15 protein-coding genes are annotated in these 14,657 nt (G+C 68.0%); 10 read left to right on the forward strand and 5 right to left on the reverse strand.

Annotated elements, in window-relative coordinates:
• Positions 1 to 3 precede the first annotated feature (3 nt).
• The gene (locus VFW69_RS24010; protein WP_526505341.1) at positions 4 to 1,125 is read left to right on the forward strand and encodes a glycosyltransferase; all 1,122 of its coding nucleotides are present in this window, start codon (positions 4 to 6) and stop codon (positions 1,123 to 1,125) included.
• On the opposite strand, the gene VFW69_RS24015 is transcribed toward VFW69_RS24010, so the two are convergent.
• Entirely contained in the window at positions 1,114 to 1,863 is a 750-nt protein-coding gene (locus VFW69_RS24015; RefSeq protein WP_526505343.1) for a dienelactone hydrolase family protein, read from the reverse strand. The two genes, VFW69_RS24010 and VFW69_RS24015, sit on opposite strands and share 12 nt — an antisense overlap.
• A 42-nt stretch (positions 1,864 to 1,905) precedes the next feature.
• Between VFW69_RS24015 and VFW69_RS24020 the strand changes: the two genes are divergently transcribed.
• From VFW69_RS24020 to VFW69_RS24050, 7 genes are all read left to right on the forward strand, one after another.
• The gene (locus tag VFW69_RS24020) at positions 1,906 to 2,706 is read left to right on the forward strand and encodes a thymidylate synthase (RefSeq protein ID WP_526505345.1); all 801 of its coding nucleotides are present in this window, start codon (positions 1,906 to 1,908) and stop codon (positions 2,704 to 2,706) included.
• Positions 2,707 to 2,767: 61 nt separating this feature from the next.
• Positions 2,768 to 3,292 carry a dihydrofolate reductase gene (locus tag VFW69_RS24025; RefSeq protein WP_526505347.1) on the forward strand — a complete coding sequence of 175 codons (525 nt, stop codon included), beginning with the start codon at positions 2,768 to 2,770 and terminating at the stop codon, positions 3,290 to 3,292.
• A 72-nt stretch (positions 3,293 to 3,364) separates the two neighbouring features.
• A complete protein-coding gene (locus VFW69_RS24030; protein ID WP_526505349.1) occupies positions 3,365 to 4,075 on the forward strand; it encodes a cell division protein DivIVA in 711 nt (236 codons plus the stop codon).
• A gap of 36 nt (positions 4,076 to 4,111) precedes the next feature.
• A complete protein-coding gene (locus VFW69_RS24035; RefSeq protein ID WP_526505351.1) occupies positions 4,112 to 5,332 on the forward strand; it encodes a winged helix-turn-helix domain-containing protein in 1,221 nt (406 codons plus the stop codon).
• Positions 5,333 to 5,431: 99 nt separating this feature from the next.
• Positions 5,432 to 6,196 carry an FAD-dependent thymidylate synthase gene (thyX, locus tag VFW69_RS24040; protein ID WP_526505353.1) on the forward strand — a complete coding sequence of 255 codons (765 nt, stop codon included), beginning with the start codon at positions 5,432 to 5,434 and terminating at the stop codon, positions 6,194 to 6,196.
• A 72-nt stretch (positions 6,197 to 6,268) separates the two neighbouring features.
• Positions 6,269 to 7,171, forward strand: a complete 903-nt coding sequence (gene dapA / locus VFW69_RS24045; protein WP_526505355.1) for a 4-hydroxy-tetrahydrodipicolinate synthase — start codon at positions 6,269 to 6,271, stop codon at positions 7,169 to 7,171.
• Between the two features lie 19 nt (positions 7,172 to 7,190).
• On the forward strand, positions 7,191 to 8,867 hold the full coding sequence (locus VFW69_RS24050; protein WP_526505357.1) for a ribonuclease J: 1,677 nt from the start codon (positions 7,191 to 7,193) through the stop codon (positions 8,865 to 8,867).
• A 57-nt stretch (positions 8,868 to 8,924) separates the two neighbouring features.
• Here VFW69_RS24050 and VFW69_RS24055 read toward each other — a convergent pair whose 3' ends face one another.
• The 3 genes from VFW69_RS24055 to VFW69_RS24065 are packed head-to-tail and all read right to left on the reverse strand — an operon-like array spanning position 8,925 to position 10,947.
• Entirely contained in the window at positions 8,925 to 9,797 is an 873-nt protein-coding gene (locus tag VFW69_RS24055; RefSeq protein ID WP_526505359.1) for an SAM-dependent methyltransferase, read from the reverse strand.
• A gap of 5 nt (positions 9,798 to 9,802) precedes the next feature.
• On the reverse strand, positions 9,803 to 10,633 hold the full coding sequence (locus VFW69_RS24060; protein ID WP_526505361.1) for a mycofactocin-coupled SDR family oxidoreductase: 831 nt from the start codon (positions 10,631 to 10,633) through the stop codon (positions 9,803 to 9,805).
• Entirely contained in the window at positions 10,633 to 10,947 is a 315-nt protein-coding gene (locus VFW69_RS24065; protein WP_526505363.1) for a putative quinol monooxygenase, read from the reverse strand. Before VFW69_RS24065 ends, VFW69_RS24060 begins: the two co-directional genes overlap by 1 nt.
• Positions 10,948 to 11,115: 168 nt before the next feature.
• On the opposite strand from VFW69_RS24065, the gene VFW69_RS24070 reads away from it, so the two are divergent.
• Positions 11,116 to 13,623: a DNA translocase FtsK gene (locus VFW69_RS24070; protein ID WP_526505365.1), complete on the forward strand. Its 2,508-nt coding sequence runs from the start codon at positions 11,116 to 11,118 to the stop codon at positions 13,621 to 13,623.
• A gap of 112 nt (positions 13,624 to 13,735) precedes the next feature.
• Here VFW69_RS24070 and VFW69_RS24075 read toward each other — a convergent pair whose 3' ends face one another.
• Complete coding sequence (locus VFW69_RS24075) at positions 13,736 to 14,269, reverse strand: amino-acid N-acetyltransferase (protein WP_526505367.1); 534 nt, start codon at positions 14,267 to 14,269, stop codon at positions 13,736 to 13,738.
• Between the two features lie 38 nt (positions 14,270 to 14,307).
• Between VFW69_RS24075 and VFW69_RS24080 the strand changes: the two genes are divergently transcribed.
• On the forward strand, positions 14,308 to 14,657 hold a 350-nt coding region (locus VFW69_RS24080), incomplete at its 3' end, for a CDP-alcohol phosphatidyltransferase family protein (protein ID WP_526505369.1).

Raw genomic sequence — 14,657 nt, forward strand, 5'->3', positions numbered from 1 at the left:
CACGTGCCTGCCGGCGCGCCCGACGCCGAATTCGTTGAGCTGCTGGCCCGTGCCGGCGTGCCGCTGCTGCCCTTCGGCGAATCACTGCGGGCGATGAAGACGGGGGCGGTGCCGTCGGAGAGGGACCTGCGCCGGCACTTGGACGGGCTGATCGCCGTGCAATTCGACACCGTGGCCGCCGCGGCCGAAGGCTGTGATGCGTTGGTGGTCGCCGGCTTCCCGCCGGCCGCGGCCGCCGCGCGGTCGGCGACCGAAAGCCTGGGGATCGATTACGTCTACGTCAGTTACCAGCCCACCATCCTGCCGTCGCCGCACCACCCGCCGCCGGCGTACGCCAACGGGCCGTTTACTCCCGGCATGGTCGACAACCGGGTGCTGTGGCAACTGGATGGCCGGCACATGCAGGAGCTGTTCGGCGCGGCGCTCAACGGTCACCGGGCGGCAATCGGCCTGCCTCCGCTGGACAACCTGCGCGACTACGCGCTGACCGACTGCCCATGGCTGGCGACGGATCCGATCCTGGACCCGTGGCAGCCCGCTGAGCTCGACGTGATCCAAACCGGCGCGTGGCTGCTGCGCGACGAACGCCCGCTGCCTGCCGACCTGCTGGCATTCCTCGACGCGGGCGCACCGCCGGTCTATGTGGGTTTCGGCAGCATGCCGATGCGCGCCTCGCTGGACGCCGCGCGGACGGCCATCGAGGCGGTCCGCGCGCTGGGCCATCGCGCTGTAATTTCCCGCGGCTGGGCCGACCTGGCCCCGATCGACGACCGGGACGACTGCTTGACCGTCGGCGAGGTCAACCACCAGGCACTGTTCGGGCGGGTCGCCGCCGTCGTGCACCATGGCGGGGCGGGCACCACGACGACGGCCGGCCGGGCGGGAGCCCCGCAGGTGGTGGTGCCCCAGGGGGCCGATCAGCCCTACTGGGCGAGCCGGGTGCGCGACCTCGGCATCGGCGCCGCCCATGACGGTCCGGATCCCACCACCGAGTCGCTGTCGACCGCGCTCAAGGCGGTCCTGACCGACCAGACCCGCGCACGGGCGACTTCGGTGGCCGCAACGATCCGCACCGACGGCGCTTCGGTGGCCGCGACGCTGCTGATGACCGCGTTAACGCGGTAGCGCGGAGGCGAACACCTCCTTCATCGCCTCCCAATGCCGCTCGGCAGCGGCGGCGTCGTAGGGCGCGTTGTCCGGAACCGCGAAACCATGGCCGGCCGAATACCACTCGATGGTGTGCTCGACACCGGACGCCGTCAGCGCTTTGTCCAGCTGTTCGGCGTGATCGGCGGTGAACGACGCATCGTCCTTGGCGCCGCCCACGTACACCGTGGCGCTCATCCGGTCGGCGAGCAGATGCGGGCTGTCGTCGGTGTCGGTCACCAGCCCGCCGCCGTGGAAGGACGCCGCCGCGGCCACCCGGTCGGGCACCCGCCCGGCCACCATGAGCGACGTCCGGCCGCCCATGCAGTAGCCGCACACCCCGAATCGCTCGCCGGCCACCTCGGGGCGGGCGGCCAGATAGTCGAAGAACGCGCCGGCGTCGGCGGCCATCCGGTCCGGGGTGACGCTGCCGATCATCGAGAACAGGCGTCCGCGTTCCTTCTTGTCGCCGAAGACGGTCGCCATGTCGAACGGCGCCCAGTCCGCGGTGCGGTAGTAGACATCCGGTAACAGCACGGCGTAACCGAACCCGGCCAGCTTGGCGGCCATCTGCTCGAACGTGTCACGCACACCGCCGGCGTCGGGATACATGACCACCCCGGGCCACGGGACTTGCGATTCCGGGCCGTCGGGGGTGAACAGGTGCACCGCGCAGGTGCCATCGGGTGTGGTGACGACGTCGATGATGTTCGGCATGGCACCCGTTCTACTCCGCGCGCGTAGACGTATTCTTGCGGCGTGCCGATCCCGACCCCCTACGAGAACTTGCTCCGCTTGGTGCTCGACCAGGGAACGGCCAAATCCGACCGCACCGGCACCGGGACCCGCAGCCTGTTCGGTCAGCAGCTGCGCTATGACCTGTCGGCCGGGTTCCCGCTGCTCACCACCAAAAAGGTGCACCTCAAGTCGGTGATCTACGAATTGCTGTGGTTCTTGCGCGGCGACTCCAACGTCGCCTGGCTGCACGAGCACGGAGTTACCATCTGGGACGAATGGGCAAGCAGCACAGGCGATCTCGGACCGATCTACGGTGTGCAATGGCGGTCCTGGCCGACGCCGTCGGGCGAGCACGTCGATCAGATCAGCGCCGCCCTGGACCTGCTGCGCACCGACCCCGACTCGCGGCGCATCATCGTGTCGGCGTGGAACGTCGGCGAAATCCCGCAGATGGCGCTGCCGCCATGTCACGCGTTCTTCCAGTTCTACGTGGCCGACGGGCGGCTGAGCTGCCAGCTCTACCAGCGCAGCGCCGACCTGTTCCTGGGTGTGCCGTTCAACATCGCCAGCTACGCGCTACTGACGCACATGATGGCCGCCCAGTCCGGCCTCGCCGTCGGCGAGTTCGTGTGGACGGGCGGGGACTGCCACATCTACGACAACCATGTCGAGCAGGTGCGGCTGCAGCTGAGCCGCGACCCCCGGCCATACCCGGAACTCGTTCTGGGCGCACGGGATTCGATTTTCGATTACACCTACGACGACGTTGTCGTAAAGAACTACGACCCCCATCCGGCGATCAAAGCCCCAGTCGCTGTATGAAGCGCGCCGGCGACGATGCCGGCTCGGGCGGGTTGCAAGCCGGGATCAAGGAGTAGCGCGTATGACCGAGGTGGGCCTGGTGTGGGCTCAGTCGACCTCCGGCGTCATCGGGCGTGGTGGCGATATCCCCTGGAAGGTGCCGGAAGATCTTTTCCGGTTCAAAGAGGTGACCATCGGGCACCCGGTGATCATGGGCCGGCGGACATGGGATTCGTTACCGGCGAAGGTGCGCCCCCTGCCCGGCCGGCGCAATGTCGTCCTGTCCCGCGACACCGGTTTCGTCGCCGGCGGGGCCCGGGTGGCCGGGACCTTGGGAGAAGCCCTTGCCCACGGCGAGGACGGCCCGGAGACGTGGGTCATCGGCGGCGAACAAATTTATTTGCTGGCGCTGCCCTACGCCACCCGCTGCGAGGTAACCGAGATCGAAATCGATTTGCGACGCGATGACGACGACGCGCTGGCGCCGACGCTGGACGACACTTGGGTGGGTGAAACGGGGGAGTGGCAGGCCAGCCGCTCGGGGCTGCGGTATCGCTTCCACAGCTACCGTCGGCTCGCCGCGCACCCGTTCGCGCGCATGGCCTGACCTGACATACTCGGATTCGGGGTCGGTCGCACCGGGCCAACCAGGCGTTTTGGACAGAAGGGGAGATTGGCAGTGAAAACCGAACCGGTGAAGACGTTCTCTCGAAAGTTCATGGGCTACGACGCGACCGCGGTTGATGCCCACATCGAGATGCTGACCACCAAGCAGCAGCTGCTGCTTGACGACGTCGAGAGCCTACGGGCCCGGCTGCAGGAATCCGGCGATCAAACGGCCGCGCTGCGCAAGGAAGTGGCCGCGCTGACGGACACCTCGCCATCGCCGCACGCGGTGCAGCAGCGGTTGGCCAAAATGCTGAGCCGCGCGGTCGACGAGGTGGCCGAGATGCAGGCCGAAGCGCGGGCCGAAGCGGATGCGCTGATCGCGGCGGCCGAGGCCGAGGCGGAAGAAACCCAGCGGAAGCGCGAGCAGATGTTGTCGGACATGGCCGCGCAGCGGGAAGCCATGGAAGCCGAGTATCAGCAGACCAAGGAAAACCTCGAGGCAGAGCTGGCCAGCCTGCGCGATGACGCCGAGCTGGCGCGTGAGCGGCTTCTCGCCGAGGCGAAGGAGAGGGCCGATCGGGATCGTGACGAGGCTCGACGCGCCGTGGACGAGGCGAGCCGGCAACGGATCAGGATTCTCGAGCAACTGATGGGCGTTTACCGCGACCTGAAAACGGTTCCGGACACTCTCGAGTCCGCCTATGAAGAACAGCGGAATGCGTCCGAGACGCATTCCGTGGTGCGCTCGGACGAGAAAGTCGGCGCGGGCTCAGCGTCGTAACGCAGCACGTCGGACCCGACCGGTATTCTCGGCGCCGTGTCGACCCGCAGGCTGTCCGTCGCCCAAGCCAGGCGGATAGCCGTTGCGGCCCAAGGATTTAGCGACCCCCCGTCCAATGGCGAGATCACCCGGGCGCACCTCAAGCGACTGATCTCCAGGATCCAAGTGCTGCAACTGGATTCGGTGTCGGTGGCGGTTCGTGCTCACTACGCCCCGGTGTTCAGCCGACTCGGTCCCTACGACCGTGACGTGCTCGACCGCGCCGCCTGGGGGCCGCGTTCAGCGCGGCTGCTGGCCGAGTATTGGGCGCACGAGGCCGCGCTGATGGCCGTCGAGGATTGGCCGCTGTTGCGTTGGCGGATGCGCCAGTACTCACATGGCCGCTGGGGGACCCACATCGTCAAGGCCAATCCGCGGCTGGTCGAGGAAGTCGTGGCCGCCGTCGCCGAGCTCGGGCCCAGTACGGCCGGGCAGATCGAAGCGCATCTGGCCGCCGAGCCGCGCCGGAAAAAGGGGACCTGGTGGACGCGCAGCGACACCAAGTGGGTGGCCGAGGCGCTGTTCGCCTCCGGGGTGCTCACCACGGCCACCCGAGTAGGCTTCGCGCGTCACTACGACCTGGTGGAACGGGTGTTGCCGGCGAGTGTGCTGGCCCGCGAGGTCGACGACGACGAGGCGATCCGCGAACTTGCGCTGCGGGCCGCCGCCGCCCTGGGTGTGGCCACCGAGGCCGACATCCGCGACTACTTCCGGCTGTCGGCCCAGCAGATCAAGCCGGCGATCGCCGCATTGGTGGCCGCCGGTGACATCGAGCCGGTCGACGTCAACGGCTGGTCCGCACCGGCCTATCTGCGGGCGGGCCGCACGGTGCCCCGCACCGACCGCGGCACCGCGTTGCTGTGCCCGTTCGACCCGCTCATCTTCTTTCGCCCGCGCGTCGAGCGACTATTCGAATTCCATTACCGCATAGAGATTTACACCCCGGCCGCCAAGCGGCGGTACGGCTACTACGTGTGGCCGCTGCTCATGGACGGACGCTTGGTGGCGCGGGTCGACCTCAAGGCCGACCGCGCCGCCAACTCGCTGCGGGTCCTCGGCGCATTCGGCGAGCCCGACGCGCCCAGGCCCCGCGTCGCCGCGGCACTGGCCGGTGAACTTCAGTCCATGGCGTCGTGGCTGGGCCTGGGCGGATTCAGCGTCGCCGGCCGCGGTGATCTGTCCGGCGAGCTGCGCGCGGCGGCCAAGCGGGTCAGCTGAAGCCCGCGTCGACGTCCATTGCGCTGCTGGCGTTGCTGGTCTCCGGCAAGGTGCGGGTCAGAGACGAAGATCCGCTCGGCACGCCTTAAGGTGAGCGCCGTGGCCGAGATCGCGCCGCTGCGCGTGCAACTGATCGCCAAGACCGACTTCTTGGCGCCCCCCGATGTGCCGTGGGGCACCGACGCCGACGGCGGCCCCGCGCTGGTCGAGTTCGCCGGCCGGGCCTGCTACCAAAGCTGGTCGAAACCCAACCCCAAGACCGCGACCAACGCCGGCTACATCAAGCACATCATCGACGTCGGCCACTTCTCGGTGCTCGAACACGCGAGTGTGTCGTTCTACATCACCGGCATCTCGCGATCGTGCACCCATGAGCTGATTCGGCATCGGCACTTCTCCTATTCGCAGTTGTCGCAGCGCTACGTCCCCGAGAAGGAATCGCACATCGTCGTGCCGCCGGGCATGGAAGACGATCCGGAACTACAGCAGATCCTGGCCGCGGCCGCCGACGCCGGCCGCGCCACCTACACCGAGTTGCTGACCAAGCTGGAAGCGAAGTTCATGGCGGGGGAGCCCGGCGAAAAGGTAGGGGTGTTGCGTCGCAAGCAGGCCCGCCAGGCCGCCCGCGCCGTGCTCCCCAGCGCGACCGAAACCCGCATCGTCGTGACCGGCAACTACCGGGCTTGGCGGCACTTCATCGCGATGCGCGCCAGTGAGCACGCCGACGTGGAAATTCGCCGGCTCGCCATCGAGTGCCTGCGCCAGCTGACGGGTGTGGCGCCCGCGGTGTTCGCCGACTTCGAGATCTCCACCCTGGCCGACGGCACGGAGGTCGCGACCAGCCCGCTGGCGACCGAAGCCTGATGCGCCCGCGCGCAGCGGCGCGCACCTACGCGGATGCTAATTACCTTGCCGGCGCCAGGTAACCTGAACACCGTGAGCACGGTCGGATTCGACGCCCCAGCACGGTTGGGAACCTTGCTGACCGCGATGGTCACACCGTTTCGCCGCGACGGCTCCGTCGACACCGTCGCGGCCGCACAGCTGGCCAATCACCTGATCGACGCCGGCTGTGATGGGCTGGTGATTTCCGGAACCACCGGCGAGTCCCCGACAACCACGGACGACGAGAAGCGTGAGCTGCTCCGCGTCGTGCTGGAGGCGGTGGGCGACCGGGCCCGCATCATCGCCGGCGCGGGCACGTATGACACCGCCCACAGCGTCCGGCTGGCCAAGGCCTGCGCGGCCGAGGGCGCTCACGGGCTGCTGGTGGTCACGCCGTACTACTCGAAGCCTCCCCAGAGCGGGCTGATCGCCCACTTCACCACCGTCGCCGACGCGACCGAACTGCCGGTGCTGCTCTACGACATTCCGCCGCGTTCGGTGATACCGATCCAGCCTGAGACCATCCGTGCGCTGGCCGCCCACCCGAACATCGTCGGAATCAAGGACGCGAAGGCCGACCTGCACAGCGGTGGCCAGATCATCGCCGAGACCGGCCTGGCCTACTACTCAGGCGACGATGCGCTGAACCTGCCGTGGCTGGCCATGGGCGCCACCGGATTCATCAGCGTGATTTCTCATGTGGCGGCCGGACAGCTGCGGCAAATGTTGTCCGCCTTCAGCTCGGGGGACATCGCCACGGCCCGCAAGATCAACGCCACCGTCGCCCCGCTGTGCGACGCGATGGCCCGCCTGGGCGGGGTGACGATGTCCAAGGCGGGCCTGTGTCTGCAGGGCATCGACGTCGGCGACCCGCGGTTGCCGCAAGTGCCCGCAACGCCGGAGCAACTCGACGCGCTGACCGCCGATATGCGTGCGGCCTCGGTGCTGCGGTGACCCAAGGAGTTTCCGAGAAGTGGATGTAGACCTCGCCCCGCCAGGCCCCTTGGCCACGGGAGGGTTGCGGGTCACTGCTCTTGGTGGCATCAGCGAAATCGGCCGTAACATGACGGTTTTCGAGCACCTGGGCCGGCTCTTGATCATCGACTGCGGCGTGATGTTCCCCACCCACGACGAGCCCGGGGTCGATCTGATCCTGCCGGATCTGCGTCACATCTCCGACCGACTGGACGACATCGAGGCGCTGGTGCTCACGCACGCCCACGAGGACCACATCGGCGGCATTCCGTTCCTGCTCAAGCTGCGCCCCGACATCCCGGTGGTCGGTTCGAAGTTCACGCTGGCGCTGGTCGCCGCGAAGTGCCGCGAGCACCGCCTCAAGCCGGTGTTCATCGAGGTCGCCGAGGGCCAGAAGAGCAGTCACGGCGTGTTCGAATGCCAGTACTTCGCCGTCAACCACTCCATTCCCGACGCGCTGGCGATCGCCGTGCACACCGGTGCGGGGACGGTCCTGCACACCGGTGACATCAAGCTCGACCAGCTTCCTCTGGACGGCCGCCCGACCGACCTGCCCGGCATGTCCCGGCTCGGCGACGCCGGCGTGGACCTGTTCCTGTGCGACTCAACCAATTCCGAGCATCCCGGCGTCGGGCCGTCGGAAAGCGAAGTGGGCCCGACGCTACACCGATTGATCCGCGGTGCCGACGGCCGCGTCATCGTGGCGTGCTTCGCCTCCAACGTGGACCGGGTGCAGCAGATCATTTATGCCGCAGTCGCTTTGGGTCGGCGGGTATCGTTCGTCGGCCGATCCATGGTGCGCAACATGGGGATCGCCCGGGAACTCGGATTCCTGCGGGTGGCGGATTCGGACGTGATCGACATCGGCGCCGCCGAGATGATGCCGGCCGACCGGGTGGTGCTGATCACCACCGGCACCCAGGGCGAACCGATGTCGGCGTTGTCGCGGATGTCGCGCGGCGAGCACCGCAGCATCACGCTGACCGCGGGTGACCTGGTGGTGTTGGCGTCGTCGCTGATCCCGGGCAACGAGGAAGCGGTCTACGGCGTCATCGACGAGCTCGCCAAGATCGGGGCCCGTGTCGTCACCAATGCCCAAGCCCGCGTGCATGTTTCGGGGCACGCCTACGCGGGAGAACTGTTGTTCCTGTACAACGGGATTCGGCCGCGCCACGTGATGCCCGTGCACGGGACGTGGCGCATGCTGCGCGCCAACTCCAAGCTTGCGGCCAGCACCGGAGTGCCGGAGGAGTCCATCCTGCTGGCCGAGAACGGGGTGAGCGTCGACCTGGTCGCGGGTAAGGCCGCAATCGCCGGCGCGGTGCCGGTCGGCAAGATGTTCGTCGACGGCCTGATCAACGGTGACGTCGGCGACATCACCTTGGGCGAGCGGCTGATTCTGTCGTCGGGTTTCGTGGCGGTGACCGTGGTGGTCGCGCGCGGCACCGGGCGTCCGGTCGTTCCACCGCAGCTGCATTCGCGCGGATTCTCCGAGGATCCCAAGGCGCTGGAGCCCGCGGTGCGCAGGGTGGAGGCGGAGCTGGAAGCGCTGGCGGCCGAGAACATCACCGATGCGGGCCGCATCGCCCAGGGCGTGCGGCGCACCGTCGGCAAGTGGGTGGGCGAAACGTACCGCCGGCAGCCGATGATCGTGCCGACCGTCATCGAGGTCTAGTGGCGATCGCGATCCCGGCGTAGCCGGGGCGAAGCGGGTCGCCACCATCAGGGCGCGCTAGATCTTCTCGGCGTAGGCCGACCACTCCAGTTGCGACGCTTTGAGTTTACGGCCGGTGGGCTCGACATAACGCTGGGCGAGCTCGTCGGGACCGGCTTGTTCCACCAGCCGCCAGCCGTACTCGCCGAGGAACGCGGCGACATCGTCGGGCTGCAAACCGAAATGCCACAGTTGCCGCCGCTGGCGCACGGTGCGGTACAGCGTGCGGGTGCCATACCGATTGGTGCCGTCGATGAAATCTCTACGGACATAAGTGAACACCAAACGGCTACCGGGTGCGGTCGCACGCAGACCGTCCAGCGTGCGCCGGACGGTCGCTTCGGTGAGGTATTGGGTGACGCCTTCGCAGATGAAGAACACCCGGTAGTCGGTGCGATAACCGTGTTCGGCGAGCGAGGTGAGCAGGTCGTCATGCTCGAGGTTCAACGCCACCAACCGAACCGACAGCGGCGGCTCGCCGAGCACCCGGCGGACCGTCTTGAGTTTCCTCGCGACATTCACCGGCAGATCGACCTCGAACACCGGGATGCGGACCCGCCGCGTCAGCAGGTAGGCCCGGGTGTCCAGGCCCGCTCCGAGGATGACGACGGCGTTGACGTCGTCGAGCGACTCCGTGAGCTTGTCGGCGATGAAACGCTTGCGGCAGGCCAGATTGGCCCACAATCCCGGACCGGTGAACTCCGAGCCGCGGATCATCAGCCGGCGAACCGGCGCGAACCGGGTCGCCCCGACGAGCCACCGCAGCGGCGCGGGCAGGAAGAGTTCGGCGAAGTCGTCGTCGACCAGGCGGCGGCCGGGCGGCTCGTTCTGCTCGACGGCGGCCAACACCATCGGGCCAAATGCCGTTTGCGCAACCGGGTTTCGGGCCATGGCGGTTACTTGTTCAGGAATCCCGCGTCGACGGGCAAGGTCACACCGGTGATGTAGCGTGCCTGATCGGACACCAGCCACGCCACCGCGTTGGCGATATCCTCGGCGTCCAGCACCTCCACCGGCATGGCGTTGCCCATGGCGCCTGGCGTGTCCGTCGCGGCGGCCATCTTGGCCAGCCACTCCCGGGTGAACTCGTTGTTGATCATCGGCGTCTCGACGCCGGACGGATGGATCGAGTTGACCCGGATCATCTGGCCGGCAAGAAGATTCGCGTAGACCCGCATCAGCCCGACCACCCCGTGCTTGGCGGCGGCGTAGCCGACGGAACCGGCGTCAGGGCTGCCGACCCCGGCCAGCCCCGCGCTCGAACTGATCAGCACGATCGACCCGCCGGTGCCCTGCTTGACCATCGTGGGTATCGCGACCTTGATGGTGTGGTAGACGCCGGTGAGGTTGACGTCGATGACGTCGTGCCAGCCGTCGTCACCGGATTGCATGGGAGCGATCCCGGCGTTGGCCACGACGATGTCCAGGCGGCCGAACTGGTCCAGGCCCGCCTGCAATGCCGCCGCCAAGGATTCGCGGTCGCGGACGTCGCCACGGGCGGCCACGATGCGGGCGCCGGTGTCTTCCACCAGCTTCACGGTGGCGGCCAGGTCGTCGGCCGTGGCCAGCGCGTAGGGCACGCTGGCGATCTGGTCGCACAGATCGACGGCGATGATGTCGGCGCCGTCGCCGGCCAGCCGCACCGCGTGCGCGCGTCCCTGCCCGCGCGCGGCGCCGGTGATGAAGGCGACCTTGCCCTTCAGGGGCCCTTCCGGCGAGTGGGCCATCAGGGCCGCAACTGTCCTTTGGCCGGATCGCCCGCCGGGACCGGCTGCAGCATCTTGATGTCGGGCGCGCCGACCAGGTGTTCGCCAGCCGCGGTGAACATCTTGGTGACCGCCGGCGCGGTGCTGTGCGCCTTGAGCGCCTCGGCGTCTGCCCACTGCTCGACGAAGACGAACGTCTCACCCGATTGGTGCAGCGAATAGATCTGGCAGCCCGGTTCGTCGTGCACTTCTTCGACCGCCCGCGTGAGGATGTCGCGGACGGTGTCGACCGACTCAGGTTTGACAGTCATGGTGGCGACGACGACAACGGGCATTGATGGCCTCCTGGACGCTGTGGGGTGGTGACGAGCACGACTTCTCGCAAACCGAATGTCACCCTACTCACGCGATTTGGCGCCCGAGTCGCACCATGCCTGACAAGCCGGACCGTTAACAGTGTGGCGGGTGGTGTAGATGATGACGTTGCGACTACCCTTGCCGTCATGCCCAGTAAGACCGCCGCCCGCTCCAGAAGCCGAACGAGCAGGTCAAAGGCCCCTTCGCGCGCCAGCGGTTCCCGGGGTGCGCGCCCGGCGGCGCCCCGCAAGAAGGTCAGCAAGCCCGCCAGGCGGCGTACTCATGCGCCGCTGGTCGGGGCGGGGCTGACCTGCGGTCGCGCCATGCGCGCCATCTGGTTGATGGCCGCCCGGGGGACCGGCGGCGCGGCCCGGTCCATCGGGCGAGCCCACGACATCGATCCGGGGCATCGCCGCGACGGCATCGCGCTGCTGTTGCTGGGCTTTTCCGTGGTGGTCGCCGCGAGCTCGTGGTTTCACGCCGCCGGACCGGTCGGCACGTGGGTCGACACGCTGCTGCGGACCTTCATCGGCGCGGGTGTGCTGGCGCTGCCGGTCGCCACCGCCGCGGTGGCGGTGACCCTGATGCGCACCGAGCCCAACCCGGATGTGCGCCCCCGGCTGATCCTGGGCACCAGCCTGATCACGCTGTCGGTCCTTGGTCTGCGCCACCTGTGGTCCGGTTCGCCGGGGGACCCGGAAGCGCGCCGCCGCGCGGCCGGTTTCATCGGCTTCGCCATCGGTGGGCCGCTCTCGGACGGGCTCACGCCCTGGATCGCCGCGCCGTTGTTGTTCATCGGGTTCATGTTCGGCCTGCTGCTGCTGACCGGAACCACCATCCGGGAGGTGCCCGACGTGGTTCGTGCCATGTTCGGTACCCGGCTGGTCGGCGACGACCAGCCGTACGACTACGCGGACGAGTTCGACGACGACGCCGAAGCGGACCGCGACAACTACTACGACGACGCGTCTTCCGTCCCCGAGGATGAGCCGCCGGCGTGGTCGCCGGACGACGATGCCCAGGCCGCGCTGCAGGACGACATTCCGACCATGCCCGAACCCGCCGTCCAGCCCACCCTGCAGGCCTCGCGGGGCCGCAAGCGCGGACGGTCTGCGGGCAAGCACGACACCGTGGAACTGGACCGAATCGTCGAGGGTCCTTACACGCTGCCCTCGCTGGGCCTGCTGGTGGCGGGCGATCCGCCCAAGAAGCGCAGCGCCGCGAACAACGTCATGGCCGACGCCATCACCGAGGTGCTGACCCAGTTCAAGGTCGACGCCGCCGTGACCGGATGCACCCGCGGGCCGACGGTCACCCGGTACGAGGTCGAGCTGGGACCGGGCGTGAAGGTCGAGAAGATCACCGCGCTGCAGAAGAACATCGCGTACGCGGTGGCTACCGAGAGCGTGCGCATGCTGGCCCCGATCCCCGGCAAGTCGGCCGTGGGCATCGAGGTGCCCAACACCGACCGGGAAATGGTGCGGCTGGCCGACGTGCTTACCGCGCCTTCGACCCGGCGCGACCACCACCCGCTGGTGATCGGGCTCGGCAAGGACATCGAGGGCGATTTCATCTCGGCCAACCTGGCCAAGATGCCGCACCTGTTGGTGGCCGGTTCCACCGGATCCGGTAAGTCCAGCTTCGTCAACTCGATGCTGGTATCGCTGCTGGCGCGCGCCACCCCGGAAGAGGTCAGGATGATCCTGATCGACCCGAAGATGGTGGAACTGACGCCGTATGAAGGCATTCCGCACCTGATCACCCCGATCATCACCCAGCCCAAGAAGGCCGCGGCGGCGCTGGCGTGGCTGGTCGAGGAGATGGAGCAGCGCTACCAGGACATGCAGGCGTCCCGGGTGCGGCACATCGACGACTTCAACGAGAAGGTGCGCTCCGGGGCCATCACCGCGCCGCTGGGCAGCCAGCGCGAATACCGGCCCTACCCATATGTGGTGGCGATCGTCGACGAGCTCGCCGACCTGATGATGACGGCACCGCGCGACGTCGAGGACGCGATAGTCCGGATCACCCAAAAGGCCCGTGCCGCAGGCATTCACCTGGTGCTGGCCACTCAGCGCCCGTCGGTGGACGTGGTCACCGGTCTGATCAAGACCAACGTGCCGTCCCGGCTGGCGTTCGCCACGTCGTCGCTGACCGACAGCCGCGTCATCCTGGACCAGGCCGGCGCCGAAAAGCTGATCGGCATGGGCGACGGCCTGTTTTTGCCGATGGGCACCAACAAGCCGGTCCGGTTGCAGGGCGCCTACATCACCGACGAGGAGATCCACGCCGTCGTCACCGCCTGCAAGGACCAGGCCGAACCCGAGTACACCGAGGGCGTCACCACTGCCAAGCCCACCGGGGAACGCACCGACGTCGACCCGGACATCGGCGACGACATGGACGTGTTCCTGCAGGCCGTCGAGCTGGTGGTGTCCAGCCAGTTCGGCTCCACGTCCATGCTGCAGCGCAAGCTGCGCGTCGGGTTCGCCAAGGCCGGCCGGCTGATGGACCTGATGGAGACCCGCGGCATCGTCGGACCGTCGGAGGGGTCCAAGGCGCGCGAGGTGCTGATCAAGCCCGACGAACTGGCCGGGACGCTGGCGTTGATCCGGGGCGGCAGCGACGCCGACGGGGGTGACCCCGAGGACTAGCGCCGGACGTGTCTCGTCCGATGGCGGCGACCCGCTGCGCCGCACTTGCGATCGCCGCTAGTCCGATGGCGGCGACCCGCTGCGTCCGGCTGCGCCGCACTTGCGATCGCCGCTAGAGCCTCAGCAGCATCCGCGAGTTGCCGAGGATGTTGGGCTTGACGTAGCTGAGGTCCAGGAATTCGGCGACACCGATGTCGTAGGAGCGGCACATCTCCTCGAACACCTCGGCGGTGACCGGCGTGCCCTCGATCTCGGTGAATCCGTGCCTGGCGAAGAACTCGGTTTCGAACGTCAACACGAACAGCCGCTTCAACTGCAGCTCGCGGGCGACTTCCAGCAGCCGGTCGACGATCGCGTGGCCGATGCCGTGGCCGGTCAGCGCCGGGCTGACCGCGACGGTGCGAACTTCGCCGAGGTCCGACCACATCACATGCAGCGCCCCGCATCCGACCACCTGGCCCTCGTGTTCGGCCACCCAAAACTCCTGGACAGCCTCGTACAACGTCACGAGGTTCTTCTCCAGCAGGATCTTTCCCGCGTAGGTGTCGACCAAGTGCTTGATGGCCGGAATGTCGGACGTTCGCGCGCGCCGAACCAGCGGCCGATGGCGCTGCGGACTTTGGGTCACGGGTAACAGTATCGACATCTCGAACGGCTGCGCTGGTCAACGGTTATTCTGTTGCGGTGTCGGGGCAGCCGCAGACGGGTCCGGTGGTAGGCCGCGCAAACATCGCCAACCTCGCCAATACGCTGACCCTGTTGCGGCTCGTGCTGGTGCCGATCTTCCTGCTCGCCCTGTTCGCCGGAGACGGCCACCAAAACGGTTTCCGCGTGGTGGCTTTCGTTATCTTCGCGGCCGCCTGCATCACCGATCGGCTGGACGGCCTGCTGGCCCGCAACTACGGCATGGCGACCGAATTCGGCGCGTTCGTCGATCCGATCGCGGACAAGACGCTGGTGGGGTCGGCGCTGATCGGGCTCTCGCTGCTCGGTGAACTGCCGTGGTGGGTCACGGTGCTGATCCTGGCCCGCGA

It is taken from the genome of Mycobacterium sp. (assembly GCF_036273375.1).
Taxonomy (GTDB): Bacteria; Actinomycetota; Actinomycetes; order Mycobacteriales; family Mycobacteriaceae; genus Mycobacterium.

Bases quoted from the DNA above. Each gene is read 5' to 3' on its own strand.
- VFW69_RS24015 (WP_526505343.1), bottom strand. From the start codon at position 1,863: ATGCCGAACATCATCGACGTCGTCACCACACCCGATGGCACCTGCGCG.
- VFW69_RS24025 (WP_526505347.1), top strand. From the start codon at position 2,768: ATGACCGAGGTGGGCCTGGTGTGGGCTCAGTCGACCTCCGGCGTCATC.
- VFW69_RS24065 (WP_526505363.1), bottom strand. From the start codon at position 10,947: ATGCCCGTTGTCGTCGTCGCCACCATGACTGTCAAACCTGAGTCGGTC.
- VFW69_RS24070 (WP_526505365.1), top strand. From the start codon at position 11,116: ATGCCCAGTAAGACCGCCGCCCGCTCCAGAAGCCGAACGAGCAGGTCA.
- VFW69_RS24075 (WP_526505367.1), bottom strand. From the start codon at position 14,269: ATGTCGATACTGTTACCCGTGACCCAAAGTCCGCAGCGCCATCGGCCG.
- VFW69_RS24060 (WP_526505361.1), bottom strand. From the start codon at position 10,633: ATGGCCCACTCGCCGGAAGGGCCCCTGAAGGGCAAGGTCGCCTTCATC.
- VFW69_RS24055 (WP_526505359.1), bottom strand. From the start codon at position 9,797: ATGGCCCGAAACCCGGTTGCGCAAACGGCATTTGGCCCGATGGTGTTG.